The sequence below is a fragment of the Ruminococcus sp. NK3A76 genome, assembly GCF_000686125.1.
In the GTDB taxonomy this organism is placed as follows: domain Bacteria; phylum Bacillota; class Clostridia; order Oscillospirales; family Ruminococcaceae; genus NK3A76.
In genome coordinates this window covers 2253390-2270649 of the sequence record NZ_JMMA01000002.1, presented here as the reverse complement: position 1 = coordinate 2270649, position 17260 = coordinate 2253390, and the positions used below count along the sequence as shown (strand labels likewise).

The 17260-nt window shown below is 48.8% G+C and carries 16 protein-coding genes; 3 read left to right on the top strand and 13 right to left on the bottom strand.

Annotated elements, in window-relative coordinates; all coding sequences use genetic code 11:
- Positions 1–2 precede the first annotated feature (2 nt).
- Positions 3–416: an ATP-binding protein gene (locus CD05_RS0110520; protein WP_028510460.1), complete on the bottom strand. Its 414-nt coding sequence runs from the start codon at positions 414–416 to the stop codon at positions 3–5.
- A 303-nt stretch (positions 417–719) separates the two neighbouring features.
- On the opposite strand from CD05_RS0110520, the gene CD05_RS0110515 reads away from it, so the two are divergent.
- Positions 720–1616, top strand: coding sequence for a hypothetical protein (locus CD05_RS0110515; RefSeq protein WP_156947435.1), 897 nt, complete (start codon positions 720–722; stop codon positions 1614–1616).
- Positions 1617–1660: 44 nt separating this feature from the next.
- Here the strand turns inward: CD05_RS0110515 and CD05_RS20360 are convergent, their stop codons facing one another.
- From CD05_RS20360 to CD05_RS0110460, 11 genes are all read right to left on the bottom strand, one after another.
- Positions 1661–1810: a FeoB-associated Cys-rich membrane protein gene (locus CD05_RS20360; protein WP_084262161.1), complete on the bottom strand. Its 150-nt coding sequence runs from the start codon at positions 1808–1810 to the stop codon at positions 1661–1663.
- A gap of 12 nt (positions 1811–1822) precedes the next feature.
- Positions 1823–4162, bottom strand: coding sequence for a ferrous iron transport protein B (feoB, locus tag CD05_RS0110505; RefSeq protein WP_347495241.1), 2340 nt, complete (start codon positions 4160–4162; stop codon positions 1823–1825).
- 189 nt (positions 4163–4351) lie between these two features.
- Positions 4352–8146, bottom strand: coding sequence for a hypothetical protein (locus CD05_RS0110500; protein WP_028510457.1), 3795 nt, complete (start codon positions 8144–8146; stop codon positions 4352–4354).
- 218 nt (positions 8147–8364) lie between these two features.
- Positions 8365–8868 (bottom strand): hypothetical protein, encoded by a 504-nt coding sequence (locus tag CD05_RS0110495; RefSeq protein WP_028510456.1) that lies wholly within the window; start codon positions 8866–8868, stop codon positions 8365–8367.
- Positions 8869–8892: 24 nt separating this feature from the next.
- Complete coding sequence (gene pfkB, locus CD05_RS0110490; protein WP_028510455.1) at positions 8893–9804, bottom strand: 1-phosphofructokinase; 912 nt, start codon at positions 9802–9804, stop codon at positions 8893–8895.
- A 16-nt stretch (positions 9805–9820) separates the two neighbouring features.
- Positions 9821–10369, bottom strand: a complete 549-nt coding sequence (locus CD05_RS18315) for a barstar family protein (protein WP_037322951.1) — start codon at positions 10367–10369, stop codon at positions 9821–9823.
- 46 nt (positions 10370–10415) lie between these two features.
- Positions 10416–12173 carry an NFACT RNA binding domain-containing protein gene (locus tag CD05_RS0110480; RefSeq protein ID WP_028510454.1) on the bottom strand — a complete coding sequence of 586 codons (1758 nt, stop codon included), beginning with the start codon at positions 12171–12173 and terminating at the stop codon, positions 10416–10418.
- Positions 12174–12219: 46 nt separating this feature from the next.
- Positions 12220–12609, bottom strand: coding sequence for a four helix bundle protein (locus tag CD05_RS18310; RefSeq protein WP_037322949.1), 390 nt, complete (start codon positions 12607–12609; stop codon positions 12220–12222).
- Positions 12610–12688: 79 nt separating this feature from the next.
- Positions 12689–13450, bottom strand: a complete 762-nt coding sequence (locus CD05_RS0110470) for a Nif3-like dinuclear metal center hexameric protein (RefSeq protein ID WP_028510453.1) — start codon at positions 13448–13450, stop codon at positions 12689–12691.
- Positions 13447–14145, bottom strand: a complete 699-nt coding sequence (locus CD05_RS0110465; RefSeq protein ID WP_037322944.1) for a class I SAM-dependent methyltransferase — start codon at positions 14143–14145, stop codon at positions 13447–13449. The genes CD05_RS0110470 and CD05_RS0110465 overlap by 4 nt, the downstream gene beginning before the upstream one ends.
- 73 nt (positions 14146–14218) lie before the next feature.
- Entirely contained in the window at positions 14219–14422 is a 204-nt protein-coding gene (locus CD05_RS0110460; protein ID WP_028510451.1) for a DUF1858 domain-containing protein, read from the bottom strand.
- Positions 14423–14717: 295 nt separating this feature from the next.
- Here CD05_RS0110460 and CD05_RS0110455 point away from each other — a divergent pair, with 295 nt between their 5' ends.
- Together CD05_RS0110455 and CD05_RS0110450 are read left to right on the top strand one after the other, a co-directional pair.
- Positions 14718–16109, top strand: coding sequence for an MATE family efflux transporter (locus tag CD05_RS0110455; protein WP_028510450.1), 1392 nt, complete (start codon positions 14718–14720; stop codon positions 16107–16109).
- Position 16110: 1 nt separating this feature from the next.
- Positions 16111–16383, top strand: a complete 273-nt coding sequence (locus tag CD05_RS0110450; protein WP_028510449.1) for a hypothetical protein — start codon at positions 16111–16113, stop codon at positions 16381–16383.
- A gap of 278 nt (positions 16384–16661) precedes the next feature.
- Here CD05_RS0110450 and CD05_RS0110445 read toward each other — a convergent pair whose 3' ends face one another.
- Complete coding sequence (locus tag CD05_RS0110445) at positions 16662–17243, bottom strand: ANTAR domain-containing protein (protein ID WP_028510448.1); 582 nt, start codon at positions 17241–17243, stop codon at positions 16662–16664.
- Positions 17244–17260: the final 17 nt, after the last annotated feature.

Here is a 17260-nt window from a genome sequence, read left to right as displayed (position 1 = left end):
TGTTAACCCACTATCCTCTTTTCGAGTGTAAGTACATTCTGTCCGTCCTTGTATTCATAGGATATGTTGTCCATGCTCTTTTTGGTGATGAATATGCCAAGACCGCCGATAGACCTGTCCTTTGCGTTAAGGGTGATGTCAGGGTCGTCCTTGGCGAGGGGGTCATACGGGGTGCCGTTGTCCTTGAAGACTATACGCAGCAGAGCGCCGTCCTCAGTGCGGTCAACGGATATAGTCGCAGTACCCTCCTCAGGGGTGTAGGCATAGTTTGCGATGTTTACAAATATCTCCTCGACTGCGAGCTGCACCTGCATCTGTATCTTCATCGAGCACTCAGCAGATTCAAGTTCGTTGTCAACAAACTGGATTATCTCATCGAGATTGTCTGTTTTTGCCAAAACCGTCAGTTCTTTCATAAGTGCGCCTCCTTGCAACGCTTGATTTGTTCCTGCAGGTTAAAGCTTCGGCCAAAGCAGGAACTACACACAATTATTATACCAAAAAGCAAACAGAATGTCAATTAGCTAAAGGCAAAAATGTATGTAACAAAGATGTAAAACTATAAAAAGAATAAAAATACGAGGTGTAATTTATGGAAAATAAACAAATTCTTCAATTTACCAAAATGGTGAATGACTTCTGTCGAAAAATGTGTTATAATAGTATAAGATGTTGGGCTTTGGCTGATTATTGGCCAAAGCACTGCGAAAGTAAAAGATATGGGAAGGGAAAACGGGATGTTAGTGGTCTTAAACAGCTTCTGCAAAAGATTCAGAGAGTTCGAGCTGACGTGGAAAAGGCTCGGTATCTTCACAGGTGCCATGGGCGTGCTCACGGCTATTTGTGCGCTTGTAATGCCTAAGATGTGCTCTTTGTATAATATATCGCAGTCGGCCGAGCTCTGGATAGTCCTTGTGCTGCTCATCGCCATGAAGTGCAGCAAGGAGGTCGAAGCGGCGCTGATGTCCGGCGGAATGTTGTTCTGCTCGCATTTTCTTGCGGCTATGATAAAAACGCCGTTCAACAGGGCAGCGCCCGAGGAGTTCATAGGCTGGGTGCCTGTTATAGTGTGCTCGGTGCCGTATGCATATTTTGCTTGCCGCTTCTTTAAGGAAGAAGACGGCAAGGGCAGAGTGTGGCTGCTCTCTGTCACTGCTGCGGTAATGGTGCTGTATGGGTTTGTGCATCTTAAAGGCTTTGTCGGGCGGCCTGTGTATCAGACAGCGGCGGTGCTTTTCTGCTTCGGGGCTGCGGCGGTAATGGTCAAGGCTCTTATAGCCGACCGTGAAACAAGGCTGATATCCTCAGTCAGCTGCGGCGTGGCTGTGCTGATAGGCGCTGTGTGTGCCTTTGCTCATACATACAGATATAACTGCGTGGTGCTGCTTGACGATGCAAAATACCCTCTGACCGACAGCTGGAGCGTAACTGCCGAGGATACAGGCATAAGCGACCCTGCTATCAGCGAGGGCGCTGACGACACGGCAGTGCTCGAAGTGACCTTCTACGAGGAGGGCGAGAACACCTATACGCTGACCTCTCCTGACGGCGAGGAATACGAGATAGTTGTAAACTACGACGGCGACAAAGGCGTGAATGTCTACGACAAGAAATGATACTATAAGACCCCCGGATATTATTCCGGGGGTCTTCTTATACCTTATTGCTTTTGTTTTTTAGAGCACTGTATATTGCAGCCGCTGCAGCCGCATGAGCAGCCGCCTGTCCTGCGCTGCTTTATCGTACTCCTTACAGCGAGCACCAGTGCTGCCGCTATTATCAGTATAAGGATAATATCTGTAATATTCATGTTATTCTCTCCTTAGATCAGTGAGCCTATCAGGTGTACAAAAAGTGCTGCGACCCATGCAATGCCGCACTGCCACAATACAACAGCAGCCGCCCATTTGCTGCCGAGCTCACGCTTGACAGAAGCTATTGCCGCAACGCACGGGGTGTAGAGCAGTGAGAAGACCAGCAGGCAGGCAGCGGACAGCGAGGTCATAGCAGCGGCCACGCCGCCGTTATATAGTATCTCAAGGGTAGACACAACGCTTTCCTTTGCCATGAAGCCGGATATCAGGGCAACGAGTATCTGCCAGTCGCCAAGGCCTATCGGCTCCATTATCGGGGTGAAAAGCCCTGAGAGGTGTGCAAGTATGCTGTCGCCGGCATCGCTTGTCATGTGCAGGCTGAAATCAAATTTCTGCAAGAACCATACTATCACGGTCGCTATGAGAATGACCGAGAACGCACGCTGCAAAAAGTCCTTTGCCTTTTCCCAGAGCAGCTGGGCTACGTTTTTGACAGCAGGCAGGCGGTAGTTTGGCAGCTCCATTACAAAGGGCACTGCCTCCCCTTTGAAGACTGTTCCCTTATATAGCAGCGCCGCAAGGATCCCGACTATGATGCCCAGCAGATAAAGCCCTACCATTATAAGGCCGCCCTTGCCGGGGAAAAATGCGTTTACAAAGAATGCATATATCGGCAGCTTTGCTGTGCAGCTCATAAACGGGGTGAGCAGGATAGTCATTTTTCTGTCACGCTCGGAGGGGAGGGTTCGTGTTGCCATGACAGCCGGCACCGAGCAGCCGAAGCCTATGAGCATAGGCACGATGCTTCGCCCCGAAAGGCCTATCTTACGAAGCAGCTTATCCATAAAGAAAGCCACTCTTGCGATATAGCCGCTGTCCTCCAGCAGCGATAGGAACAGAAACAGTGTGACTATCACCGGCAGGAAGCTGATAACGCTTCCGACACCTGCGAAAATGCCATCGATCATCAGGCTGTGGATAACTGAGTTCGCCCCGGCATCTGTCAGGGCATTGTCGCAGACGGTGGTGAGCCTGTCAACGCCCTTTTCAAGCAGCTCCTGGAAGAAAGCGCCTATGACGTTGAATGTCAGGAAGAACACAAGCGCCATTATCAGGATAAATGTGGGGATAGCCGTGTATTTTCCGGTCAGCACACTGTCTATCCTGCGTGAGCGGATATGTTCACGGCTCTCGTGCGGCTTTGTGACAGTCTCAGCACAGAGCTTCTGTATAAATGAGAAGCGCATATCGGCAATTGCCGCACTTCTGTCGAGCTTGCGCTCTTTTTCCATTTGAGTTACTATGTGTTCGAGGGCTTCTATCTCGTTCAGGTCGAGTTTCAGCTTGGTGATGATAAGCGGGTCGTCCTCTGTGACCTTGCTCGCCGCAAAGCGTATAGGCAGCCCGGCTTTTTCTGCGTGGTCTTCTATCAGGTGGGAGATACCGTGCAGGCAGCGGTGAACTGCGCCGCCGTTTTCTGTCTTGTCGCAGAAATCCTGCCTTACAGGCTTCTCCTGGTAGTGAGCTATATGTATTGCGTGCTCGACAAGCTCATCAACGCCCTCGTTTTTCGCCGCAGATATCGGCACGACAGGCACGCCGAGAAGCGCTTCCATTTCGTTTACGTCTATGCTGCCGCCGTTTGAAGTCAGCTCGTCCATCATATTGAGGGCGACGACCATTGGTATATCAAGCTCTAAAAGCTGCATCGTCAGATACAGGTTTCGCTCGATGTTGGTAACGTCAAGTATATTTATGATAGCGTGCGGCTTTTCGTCGATGACGAAGTTTCGTGAGACTATCTCCTCGCTGCTGTAGGGCGACATCGAGTAGATTCCCGGAAGGTCGGTTATCAGCGTGTCGGGGTGCCCCTTTATCGCACCGTCCTTGCGGTCAACTGTCACGCCAGGGAAGTTCCCGACGTGCTGCTTTGAGCCGGTCAGCCGGTTAAAGAGCGTCGTCTTGCCGCAGTTCTGATTTCCCACAAGTGCAAAGCGCATGACCTCGCCCTCAGGCAGGGGAGTGCCGTCGTCCTTTGCGTGGAAGCGCCCGCCCTCGCCAAGACCCGGGTGCTCAGAGTGTTTCTTTTTTCTGCTGTGTTTTTTAGCTTGTGCCGGCTCATCGAGCTTTGATACTTCTATCTGTGCCGCATCGTCAAGGCGGAGAGTAAGCTCATAGCCTCTTACACGCAGCTCCATAGGGTCGCCCATCGGGGCGAATTTGACAAGCGTGACCTCCGTGCCGGGGATAAGCCCCATATCGAGAAAGTGCTGTCTCAGCGCCCCGTTTCCGCCGAGCGTTTCGACACGCACCGTTTCTCCGGTCTTTATTTCTTTAAGTGTCAACATACACTGCTCCTTTAAAAGTTATATCTGGCTAACTTTATTATATCACATCAGTTACCCAAAAGCAACCACTTGTGGAAAAGTTAACAGCCTTTTTACAAACCGGATCTTACAAACACGCACGCTTTCGACCTGAGAGGATAAAAATCACCGCCGTCTCTGAGAGACAGCGGTGTGTATGCTATTCGGCCGTTACGCCCTCATTTCAACATAAGCCTTGGCAGCCATGTAGTAAGAGTAGAGCGCCTTTGCCATGTTCTTGCTTGCAGCGGTCTGCTTGTTGCTGTTTGCAACAGCCTCGCAGTAGTCTATTACGCTGTAGTTTTCGATATATATCGAATATAAGCTGTATGAGGAGTTTTCAGCCGGAGTTATCTCGATTATTTTAGCTCCTGATGCCACACTGTTTCCGTCAACCTCTGTGTAGGCTTCAATGTTTGTTACAGTTCCTGCAAAGCCGAAAACCAAGATGCTTTTATTCTCCTTGTCAAGCTCGTAAGCAAGCTGGGGAGCTGTGTCATAGTAGTAGCCTGTGCTGTTTTTTCTTAGCCTGGTGATCGGGACAGGGATATTGTAGCCGACCTGCACCATGACCTTTTCAAGCTCTGCGGAAGAAAGGCTTGGATCAACTTCAAAATAGTGGCGTACATACACATCGCTCTTGGTAATAACAGTCGAGCCCTTGTATGTGACCTTTGGGGTGAACTTTATATTGACATTTTCGGGGATACCGCCAATTGAAGTCCTCTGTGCGCCTTCGTAAGGTTCAGGCCTTTCAAATGCTGTAGCGCTTTTGGGGCTTATGCTTGATACGTCAACTGCTATGCCCTCACCGCTGTTTGCAAGAAGCTCTGTATTGTTTCCAAGTGCCGTCTGCGTATAGCCACCGTAGTTGAGCATTGCTTTGAGAACATCAGCGCCGTCGAGGTCTGCCTTGATTGCAGCTTCGGCGTAGTCTTTTATGCTCCTTGTCCTGGTATCTACTGGCTTATCCGAGGTTGCGAGATAGAGCTCGGCCTTGATGTCGATTGCCATTTCGGAAGCTGTAAGCGGAAGTCTTACTCTGTAATACTTGCCGTTCTTGTCGTCCTTATTGATAGGCTTTTTGACTGTGGTTGTTGTGCCATAGTGGTCGTATGTGAATACTACATATGCGCCCTCAACTGTATCAACGTCAGTTGCTTCTACGAGGAAGTTGAACTCGACTATTTTCTTGAAGCTGACCGTGTTGCCGGTCGAGAACTTTGCGCCTTTGATAGTATAATCAGCCGATTCGAGCATTGAAAAATGCGTCTCATCGCCGCTTGATGATACGGATACTCTGTAATCGCCGGGCTCTGTGGGAGCTGTATTTCCTAAGCATACACCGGCAGATGTGAAGTAAGTATATGTGAGCTTGCCATAGGCTGTACCGTTAATCGTAGGCTCGTGGGCTATGCCGTCGTAGACATAGTCGGACATTGATATAGTCCAGCTTTGGTCTGATTTATTGGTAACGGTCACTGCGCCGAGTTTTGTTGGTGCTACAGCGTTCCAGTTATCCTCACCTGATATCTTATACCATATATAATATGTGCCGGCAGCATCTGCTTTGATGTTGTCGTATGTTGTCCAGCTCTCGGCATCAGCGGCAGGGGCTGTGTCAGTTGTTGTTACTGCGTAGCTCACTTTATCTGCGTTGCCGAATTTGGGTGTGCCGGGTGTTGCGATAAGGCTTAAAGGCGTTCCGGTATACATCGGAGCACTTGCGAGAACAGGGGCTGTGGCAAATGAGTTATCTGCCTTATCGACAGTCACTGTGACAGTTGAAGTCGCTGTTTTACTGTTATAATTTGTGTTTCCGGCTGCTGATGCTTTCACGGCAACTGTATATGTACCAATTGGCGTATTTGCTGCTATACCAAGCGTTGTTCCGTTAAGTGAGAAATACGAAACAGCTGTCTGAGCACTGTTTTTCTGACTGTCGATCGAATAGGTCACAGTACCCTCTGCGTCTGCTGCGGCAGTCAGTGTCGCTGTCTGTGCGCTTTCGCTGAAAGGCTTTGTCACAGTTTGTGCAGCTGTGAAAGCTATTGGGTTTTCTGCGGGGGCGATAGACGCCTCAACATATGCAGGAACTGTATCAGTATGGTTTTCATCACCACGAACTATATACCACACCTTGTAATTGCCGGCATCTGTTTTGGAAGGAACTGTAGTGCTCCATGCACTGTCATTAGTTGGTGCAGAAGTTGCTGTGTTGTCAGTAACAGCATAATACATCGTACCGCCTGTAGCCGTGCCTGCGGTCACAAGTTCCTTTGGTGATCCTGTGTATCCAAGGCTTTGAATTGCTGTCGGAGCTGTTACTGACGGGGCTGCCTTATTGACTGTCAGCTTGACATTGCAACTGGCAGTATTGTAATTTGTTGCATCATTCGGAGTGAACGTTACGTTGTATTCTGTTGTATTACTGTCAGCAACATCAGGTGCGGTTGATGATGTCGTCCAGGTAAATGCTCCTTCAAGAGTTGCACCCGTAACACCTGTTACCGAGCCGCCTGTAAGTGTGCTGTCATTAAGCGTCTGACCGTAGGTTATGGCGCTTGCTGTCGGAGCGGTGGATATAACTGGGGTGGCTTTGTTGACAGTCGGGCTGACAGTTAACTCGACAGTATTATAATTCGTAGTATCATTCGGGGTGAATACTACTGTATACCCACTGTTAGAGACTGTAGGAACAGTTGTGGGAGTTTTCCATGCGAATGTACCGTTGATACTGCTACCACCTATGCCTGTTACCGAGCCGCCTGTAAGTGTGCTGTCATTAAGCGTCTGACCGTAGGTTATGGCGCTTGCTGTCGGGGCGGTCACATTGGGAGCGGCTTTTGTGATATTAATTGTTGCCGATCCGGTCACCGTTGTATAGTTTGTCTTTTCGACTTTGTAGTATACTGTCTGTGCGCCGTCTGTTACGTCTTGGTATATGCAGTTTGCTGTGGAATAATGCTCTCCGTCCGTGCTGTAGTTAACTGTTGCACCCTCAGGAACGCCGGTCACTGAAATGCTGTGTGGCTGGCCGTCATATGCGCCGGCAAAGCCAGTGGCAGATATGCCTGAGAGTGTGCCAGGAACGATAGAAAAAACCACCGTTGCGGCATCTTTGAAGTTGCCCTTGCCTGTGACTGTAACGGTCAGATTTTCAGCTGCGCTTGTGCAGTCATCAGGATAAGAAACGTCGAAATCACTTGTAGTCAATGTAAGGCTGTCGATCGCAACGCTTGATACGGTCGGTTTATGCTCATAGGTGTCATAATCATACGAAGCCGCACTCAGCGTGACCGTTGCTCCGTATATGCTTTTGGGAAAGACAGTCACCGGCACGCAAGCTGCCTCGGATTCAGAATTTCCGTCAATAGCCTTATACCACACATAATATGTGTCTGCGTTTGTTTCGGAGGGGATAGTTGTGGTGTAAGCTCCGGTAGCTGCTGTATCTGTACCGAGCGCATAGTATATCGTGCCGCTGCTTGCCGTGCCTGCGCTGACAAGTGTCTGTGCAGAACCGGAGTAGGTCGGGTTTAATGCCGAGGGCGCTGTGGTAACTGTTGGGGCGGTCTGCGTGCTACCGTTAAGTGCTGCTTTTGCGGCATTGAAAGCGGTTTCGAGAGTTGTATATATTTCTTCTTCATTTTGATCAAGTGAATATGTATCATCATTAGTATAATTCAAATAATCATCTGCAATCTGAATGGCAGAATGTAAAGAGTTAAGCAGAGTTGCGCCGCCAGTTACTTCATTTAAAGCATTTGTATTTGAACCATCTAAATACCATTCTTTTGCCGATGTGGATAATGATCTAAGATCACTAACAGTATGATTTGTCGCCTGTGCCACAATAGTACTTCCGCCAAACACCTCTGCCCACTGCACATTTGCCGGTATCGTACCGGCCACTATAGCAAATGCCAGTAAGCCGGCTGTCACACGCTTCCGTGTGTTGTTCATATATACTCCTCCTCGTTATTTGATGCTGTTCAAATATACGATACTATTATAGCATATCCTGTTTTAAAATGCAATATTTTCTGAACAAATAATTTCAAATTTTTGAATAGACTTGTGAACGCTTCTGTCAGCCTATAAAAATCCTCACCTCTGTAATAATATACATGGTGAGGAATCCTCAAAACTCTATTAAGCTGTAACCAAATGCTCTTCCTGCATCATAGCTCAAAAGCATATGCGTAATAATTCTTCTCAAATTCCAAAACGCTTCTTCCGCCGGTGTTTTCGCCGATGAATTCATCATCGACATAGACGATAAGGTGCTCGCTGTCGTTGAATCTGTAGCTGCCCTCGCATACCAGCCTGGGATCAAAGGGCTTGCCGTTTTCGTCTGTATCATATGTGTAGAACCTTATCCTGTGGGAGAACAGCTTATCTTCACATTCCACATTGCAGTCCAGCATTTCATCTCCTATTGTATACCAGCCCTTTTTTGTATCATAAAATGCGATGTAATGGTCTGAATTGGCAGCATCGGGGTTGTCAGGGTCTGAATAGTATTCCCATATAACGTGTTCTGTGTCATCAGCTCCGATGTCTTTTGACATATCATCTATCGTTGCGAAAAAGTATCTGCCCCACATGATATATAATAGTATGAGCAGATATACCGCCGCAGCCGCTGTAACTATGATGATCATTCTTTTTTTCGCTTTGTTCATTGCAGTGTGTCTCCTGAGCGTGTTTTATATCTCTGTTTGTTTTAGCAGTTTGTTTATCATGCTCTTTTGTGCAAGCCCCTCGGAAAAAGCCGTCGCACCGCCTGCTGCCGTGCCGAGCCTGAGTGCATAGCCGTAGTCGCCGGGACGCTCGGTAAGTGCTGCTATAAACCCTGCGAGCATCGAATCGCCTGCACCGACGGAGTTTTTCACCTCGCCCTTGCAGACGCCGCAGCGGTGGGTGTTGCCCTGCTCGTCTATCAGTATGGCTCCGTCGCCTGCCATAGATATAAGCACGTTCGCAGCCCCCATTTCACGCAGCTTGCGGGCGTGTTTTTCTATGTCGGCATCGGTTTTGATATTGACACCGAACAGCTCGCCCAGCTCGAAGTTGTTTGGCTTGATAAGAAACGGCCTGTATCTTAGCACGTTTAAAAGCAGCTCGCCGCAGGCATCGACAACAAAGCGTATGCCACGCCCGTCGAGCGTTTTCAGAATCTTCTCGTATATGTCAGCAGGCAGCGATGAAGGCACACTTCCTGCAAGCACGAGAGTGTCGCCCTTTTTCAGCGTGCCGAGCTTTTCAAACAGCAGCCCGAGCGACTCGTCGTCGATGTCAGGGCCTTTGCCGTTTAGCTCAGTCTCCTCTGATGATTTTATCTTTACATTGATGCGTGAGCAGCCGCTTTTCAGCCTTATAAAGCCTGTGCGTATGCCCATATCAGCAAGCCCTTTTTCGATAGCCTCGCCTGTAAAGCCTGCCGTAAATCCAAGTGCCTCGCTATCTATCCCAAGCTCCTTTAATACGCAGGAGACATTTATCCCCTTGCCGCCGAAAAACATATTCTCACTCGTTGCACGGTTTACTATGCCAAGGCTCAGGTCAGGTGTTTGGACCACATAATCTATCGCCGGGTTGAAGGTGACTGTGTATATCATATCAGTTCCTCCCGGGTCAGTTGTTGACTGTCAGCAGACAGTCGCCTGACTTGTTCTTGCTTATCAGCCATACGAAAATGAGCGCATCCTTGACGTTTTTCTGATAGAAGCTGCCGTAGCCGTTTATCGTTATGCTCCTGCACGCTGAGAGGTCTATCATGTCTTCGAGCGATGCCCAGTTCCTGCCGTATGTATCGGGCAGTGAGAGCGTGCGCTTCAGCAGCGTGTGAAGCTCGTCTGTCGTATCAATGTCGCTTAGATCTATCACAAGCTGCGACATATCCGGGTGTGAAAGTCTGTATGCCTCGGCGATGTCGGCCTTGTTCGTGCTGCGGAAGTATCCGTCATTGTAAAGCGATGCCGGGAAAGCATCACACATAAACCGCTTTAAATGTCCTATATCGCTTTCATCGCCGTAGTCTGCAAATACGAGCATATCAAAGGTGTTTTTGTCAAGCTCCCTCTGATACTCGTTCATATGCGCATAAAGATGCTTCTCAAATACCTTGGCCGATATACAGCCGTTTACAAAGCCGCCGAGCATATCTGAAATGACTGCTTTCATATTATTTCCCCCGTTTTTAATGCATTGATTGTTTTGCTGATGCCTGTTATTTTGCTTTCAGGCTGTTTACGAGCTCCTCGTCAGGCTTGACGTAGAGCGTGCGGTTGTTTGTGAATATCACCATGCCGGGCTTTGCGCCATTTGGCTTTTTAACAAACTTCACAAGCGTGTAATCCACCGGCACCTGTGCCGAGCTCCTTGCCGATGAGTAGTAAGCCGCTATCTGTGCAGCCTGCATTATCGTATCATCAGGCACATCGCCGCCCTTTGCCGATATGATGACGTGCGAGCCGGTTATCTCCTTGACGTGCAGCCATATGTCGAGCTTTTCGCTGTCCTTGCAGGTCAGGCGGTCGTTCTGCTTGTTGTTGCGCCCGACTCTTATCTCATACCCGTCAGATGATAAAAACTTCATCGGCGGCTGGGTCTTTACATTCTTTGCACCCTTTGAGAGCCTTGCCGATCTTAAATACCCCTGCTCGTGCAGCTCTATCCGCAGCTCGTCTATATCCGTCTCGCTCTGCGCCCGGGTGAGGTTATCAAACACCGAGTCGATGTACAAAAGCTCCTGCTCGCCCTGCTCTATGAGCTTTGTGAGCTTTTTCTCGGCAGTGTCAGCCTTGCGGTATTCGTTGTAATACCTCTGCGCATTCTGCGAGGGGGTCAGGCGCACATCGAGCTTGATCCTGACCTCGGGGCTGCCCTCCTCGTAGTAATTCTGAGCGTTTACAAAGCTGTCGCCCTTTTTGAAGTTATACAGGTTTGCCATTAGCAGGTCGCCGTATATCTTCAGCTTGTCTCTGTCGGCACATTCAAGCAGCTCCTGCCGCTGGTTGGCAGTTCGCCTGTTTATCCTGTCACGGGTGTTCTGCAAGAATTTATACAAATCGCTCGCACGCTGCTTCATTCGTGCTGTGATGTCACGCTGTGTGAAGAAGTGGTCAAGCGTCTCGCACGCCGAGGAGAAATATTTTTTCTCCATGAGCGAGCCGTACTGGTTTATATCCGCAAAGCAGAAGTCCTTAAGCAGCCCGTCCTGCGACAGCAGCACGGTGAACTTATTCTCACCCTTTTCTATAAGCTGCGCCTGCATCGAAAGGAACAGATAGAGCTTTTCAAAGCCCTCGTCTGTCAGTTCACCTGCGGCTATCTCGTCGTGCGTGCATTTTAAAGCACACTCTCTTGCGAAGACAGGTGAGAGGCCTTCGATGCTCCTGAGTATCGCCTTTGAAAGCTCTGCGTGTGAGTTTTCGTCAAGTGCCGCTCTCAGCTCCTGTCTTGTGAGTGAAAACAGGCTGAGTCTTTTATCCTTGGGCGGTGCTTCGTATATCATTCCCGGCAGCACAGGCCGCACGGAAGACATATCCTGCCCGACACGCTTTATAGCATCAATTATCTTTCCCTCGTTATCGAGTATGATTAGGTTTGAATGCCTGCCCATTATCTCGATGACAAGGGTTATGCGCACGATATCGCCCATTTCGTTCGATGAGTCGAAATCGAGCATAAGTATACGCTCCTGTCCGTCCTGTCTGATGCTTATCAGCTTGCCCGACGAGAGCAGCTTTCGCATGAGCATACAGAACATCGGCGGCACACGGGGATTATCTATCTGAGCACGGGTAACGTGTACCCTCGCACCGCCTGCCGAGGTGTTTATAAGCAGCTTATATCCGCCCTCACGGGTGCGGAATGTTATAAGTATCTCCTCTCTTGACGGCTGGTGTATCTTATCCACACGCCCGTCAAGCAGGACGGATATCTCGTTTTTGACTATTCCTAAAAATACGCCGTCTAAAGCCATTTGTCGCTTCGCTCCTTGATAATAGTTAATAGTTAACAGTTAACAGTTAACAGTTGAGGTGTCCGCCTTCGGCAGACGGATTTTTATTTTCAATCTTCATAGTTTTGACGCTTGAAGAAAGCATTCTGATTATCTCCGAACAGTCTTTGTTTATGCTGCTATACTGTTTTTCTGATATAAATTCGGTTTTATAAAGCAGTTCAAGCCAGTATTCTGTCTCTGATGCCTCTTTAAGAGCGATATTTACCTTGTTCAGAAAATCATTGCGGCTTTGAGCATATTTTGCTTCTGATAGATTTGCACCTATACTTGTGCCGCTCTTTAAAAGCTGTTTTGATAAAACAAACTCGTTTTTATTGCAAAGATACTTATATAGTTTTACTATTCTTATTGCAAAAGATTTGCTTTTATCCAGTACCATACCTTCACTATTCATAGCAACCACCTTTTAGATACATCGGCGCTTTGCGCCGATACCTTAACTGTTAACTGATAACTGTTAACTGTTAACTGTTTTAAGCGTAGCTTAAAACGTCCCTGTCGCTCGGTGCTTTTAGCACTGTCAGCTCAGGAAACTTCTCGCTCAGCTTCTGTGCCATGAAATCTGTGAACAGGTCTTCTGTATGGAAATGCCCTGCATCAAAGACAGTCAGGCCTGCGTTGTATGCATCAATGAAGACATCATGCTTTATGTCGCCTGTGATGTATGCATCACACTCGTTTGCGAGTACGTCTGCAAGCAGGCTACCGCCGCTGCCTGAGCATACTGCGACTGTCTCGATGCTGCCGCCCATGTCGTTGTAGCGCACGACCTCGCAGTTAAGGGCTGCCTTTATCTTATCGGCAAACTCCTCAGGTGTCGTGGCGGCGCATTGGCATATGTAGCCTATCGGTACGCCGTCCTCTATGGCAAGCGGCCTGTCAGGGGTAAGCCCCAGCCTCTCGCAGAGAATGTCGTTCATGCCGCCCTTTGCACTGTCAAAGCTGGTGTGCGCCGAGATGACGGATATGCCGTTCATTGCAAGATTCCCGACAGGACTCTCGGTGTCTATCCTCTTTATCGCACGGAAGATAGGGGGGTGGTGTGTGACGATGAGCTCTGCGCCAAGCTCCTCGGCATCGGCTATTATGTCGTTTGTGATGTCGAGTGCTGTGAGCATTGTCTTGACACCGTAGTAGGGGTTGCCGATAACAAGGCCGCTGTTGTCATACCCTGCCTGCGCCGAAAAGGGTGCAAGCTCGTCAATGTATCTGTATATGTCACGAACAAGTATCATGCCTGTTCCTCCCTTGTGAGTAATTCGGTAAGATTTTTCACCATGTTCATTATATGCTCGCCCGTCTCCCTGCTCTCCTCGCTTTTGAGCATACCGTTTGCGGCGGTGGTGAGCTTTCTTAGCCTGTCCTCGGCATACGCTCTGCCTGCCGGGTCAGCAAGGTCAATGCGGCCGAATATCCTGTATCTGTCGTCATTGTCATAGCCTGGCTTGCCGCCTTTAAAGTATGCGCTCATCACCGAGTATTCAAACCTGCCCTCGTGAACGCACCTCTCCGCATCGACCTCAAAGCCGTTTTGGTAGAGATATTCCCTCAGCGCCTCAGGCCTTGTCATAGGCTGTAATATGAGGTGGTGTGCTCCCTCACGCAGACCGGGGCAGTCATCTATTATCTTAGCTATCAGCTCGCCGCCCATGCCTGCGATGATTATATCGGTTATTCCCTCAAGCGGCACTTCCTTCAGCCCGTCTGAGAGTATTATGTCTATCTTTTCTGAAAGCCCGTGCTCACTGGCAGTTTTTCTTGCAGAGGCAAGGGGCTTTTCGTTTATGTCAGAAGCCACGCATCTGTCACAAAGCCCCTCTTTTATGAGGTGAGCCGGCAGATATCCGTGGTCTGTTCCTATATCGGCAGCGAACCTGCCCTGCACCATTGATGCGCACAGCAGCAGCCGCTTGTCGGTCAGTATATTCATATATGTACTCCGTTGTTATACGTTGTTCCTAAAAAAAGCCCCGATACGCATAAAGAGTATCGGGGCAGACAGATCATCCTGCGAAATGTGCGTTGAGCTTGCCTATAAGGTCAGCGGGGTCAACACCGTGTACCATGCAGGCTTCCTCAATAGTCTCTCCTCTTGATGAGGGGCAGAAAAGGCAGTGCATACCCATTTCGAGGAAATAGGGCTCAGTACCAGCATCCTGATCGAGAATATCGCCGATTATAGTGTCCTTTGTAACTTCAAATGCCATTATAATTCCTCCTGTTAACATTATATGCTTCTATTATACCCCTTATTCCGACAAAAATCAAGTACCTTAACAAAAAATATACTTATAAGGTCTACTGTCTTAATAACTTGTATACTGCATTTATATACAGCAACACCGCACGCTCACCGGCTGTTGCCTATAGTATGGAGATTTTTTGCTCTGCCCCCTTTTCTTTTTTGATAAATAGTGGTATAATAAGAAGACTAAGTCAAAAAACGGCATGACAGCTGAAATAAAAAGAAACTACCGGCTGTCTGAACAAAGGGAGGTACAAATGGAGCAAACACAGACAAAACGGCTTTTCGGTGACCGTGGATTTTATAAAGGAGCTCTTGCACTCGCTGTGCCTATCATGCTGCAGCAGCTTATACAGAGCCTTGTGTCGCTGATAGATAATTTCATGGTGTCAGGTCTTGGCGATGTGTCTATGTCGGGCGTTAATGTCGCAGGGCAGGTGCTTTTTGTGTTCTTTGTGTATCTGAACGCTATCTGCATGGCAGGCGGCATCTATATGACACAGTTTTTCGGGGCAAAGAACTCCGGCGGCATGAAGCAGGCATTTCTGTTCAAGCTGATGATGGGGCTTGCAGCATTCATACCATACCTGCTCGTATGTCTCGTTTTCCCGAGGCAGGTACTATCGCTAATGCTTATTGGCAACACGCAGGCAGAGCTTATTCTTGACGAGGCAGTAAAGTACATACATATAATGTTCTTTATGGGTCTGCCGATGACGGTATCAATGTGCATAGCAAGCTCGCTTCGTGACATGGGCAGGGTAAAGATACCTCTTGCAGTCACAGCCGCTGCAACGCTTATCAACACGCTATTCAACTGGCTGCTGATATACGGCAACCTCGGCTTCCCAAGGCTTGAGGTCAAGGGTGCAGCGATAGCGACAGTCACCGCAAGAATGGTCGAGCTGATAGTTTTCCTGATCATCTATATCAGGGTAAAGCCTGAATTTGCCGTTAAGATTGGTGAGCTTTTCGGAATCGACAGGGCGCTGTTTGTAAGGATACTCAAAAAGGGTGCGTTTGTGCTTTTCTGCGAAATGGTGTGGGTATTGTCTGAAACTATCACGACAGCTATCTACAACGGCAGGGGAGGAGCAGATGTAGTGTCGGGCATGGCTTCGAGCTTTGCGATAGCTAATCTGTTCTTCGTGGCGTTCGGCGGAATATATTCGGCGACAGGTGTAATGATCGGCAAGACGCTCGGCGAGGGAAAGCTCGAAAAGGCAAGGCAGCAGAAGACATGGCTGCTTTCAGGCTCGGCGGTGTTCGGCGTGTTCATGGCGCTGTTCGGCTTTGGAACTACGCTTATAATACCGATAGTGTTCGGCAGGCTCAGCGATAGTGCAGTCGATATCTGCCGCAGCATGGTAATAATGATGAGCTGCTTTATGCCGATATGGGTATATATGAATTCGCAGATGGCAGTCGCCCGTGCAGGCGGCGACACGGCAATGGGTGCTTACACCGACTCGGCGATAACGATATTCATCATGCTGCCGATGCTGTTTATCCTCGGCTTTGCAACGGATATCGGGCCGGTGGCTATGTATCTCGGTGTCAAGCTGCTCGATCTTGTCAAGGTGGTAGTATTCCACATCTGGCTCAAAAAGGAGCGCTGGCTCAAAAATCTCGCAAACAAGGAGCTTTGATATGAAGCAGCTGATAAAACTGTTAGTGTCGCTGGTGTTTCTTGTGTGGTTCACAGGCTCGGTGGTGCTGATGATAGTTTCTGCAAAGACCGGCGGCAGAGAATGGCTCGTGCCTGTGATGCTCGGGCAGTTCTTTTTTGTGTTCGGCACTGTCGGGCTGATAGCTATAGTCAGGTCAGACGACAAGCGTGGCGTATGGCTTCCGGCGCTGTTCATAGCAGCAGGCGTGCTCACCGCCGCCGGTGGGGTGCTTTATCGTTACGGGATAATATAGGCAACACCGCACAAAGACCGCCTGAAGGCTTTGTACGCAACTTACTTGCATCTTTTCCGTCATATTACACATTTTTTCCTTGAAATACGGTAGTATTCCTTCGGAAAATCTGTGCGGTCTGACGAAAAAGCTGACTGCGCAATTTGCGCACAATCTTCGTGCGGTGTTGCCTATAAGTTAGGGTAAAAAGCCCGAACGGGCATACCGTCATGCGCCGGCAGGACACCACAACTGATAACTAAAAAAGCGGCAGGTCTGACCTGTCGCTTTCTTTATAGCTATTTCTGTGAAATGATCTTCTCAGCTGCCTCGGCTCGGGTAATGTTTTCTTCCTTTGCCATAGCTTCGAGCTTTTTCTGCGCCTGCTCCTCAGTGATATCATCACGCTCGATAAGCAGCCATATCGCACGGTTTACCATGCGCAGCTGGCGTATCTTCTCATCAAAGCTGAGGTTCTTGCGGTCGTTCTGCTTTACACGCTCGCAGCCGGCTTTGAGCCAGTCGAGCGAATAGAGCAGCATCTGCTTTGACGGCGTCAGCGGTATCAGATATATGCCGCTCGGTGACAGCATCTCAAAAAGGCTGTCGTAGCTGTCAAGGGAAGTGAAAACTGCCGTACAGGTGCTCTTTTTTGCAAGCTGCTGTGTTATGTGCGCAAGGCTTGCATCATCTGGTGCTGATAGACGTATGAGTATAATATCAAACGGCCTGCTGTCAGCAAGCCGTTTAGCATCATTTATACTTTCGGCAATGCAGGGGTCATCAAATTCATTCTCAATCAGTATCTGCTTAAGGCTCTGGGTAAACTTTCTGTACCCGGATACGATAAGCGTACTGTATCGTGTATTTTCCGACTCCATCTGCACACCTCCGTCAC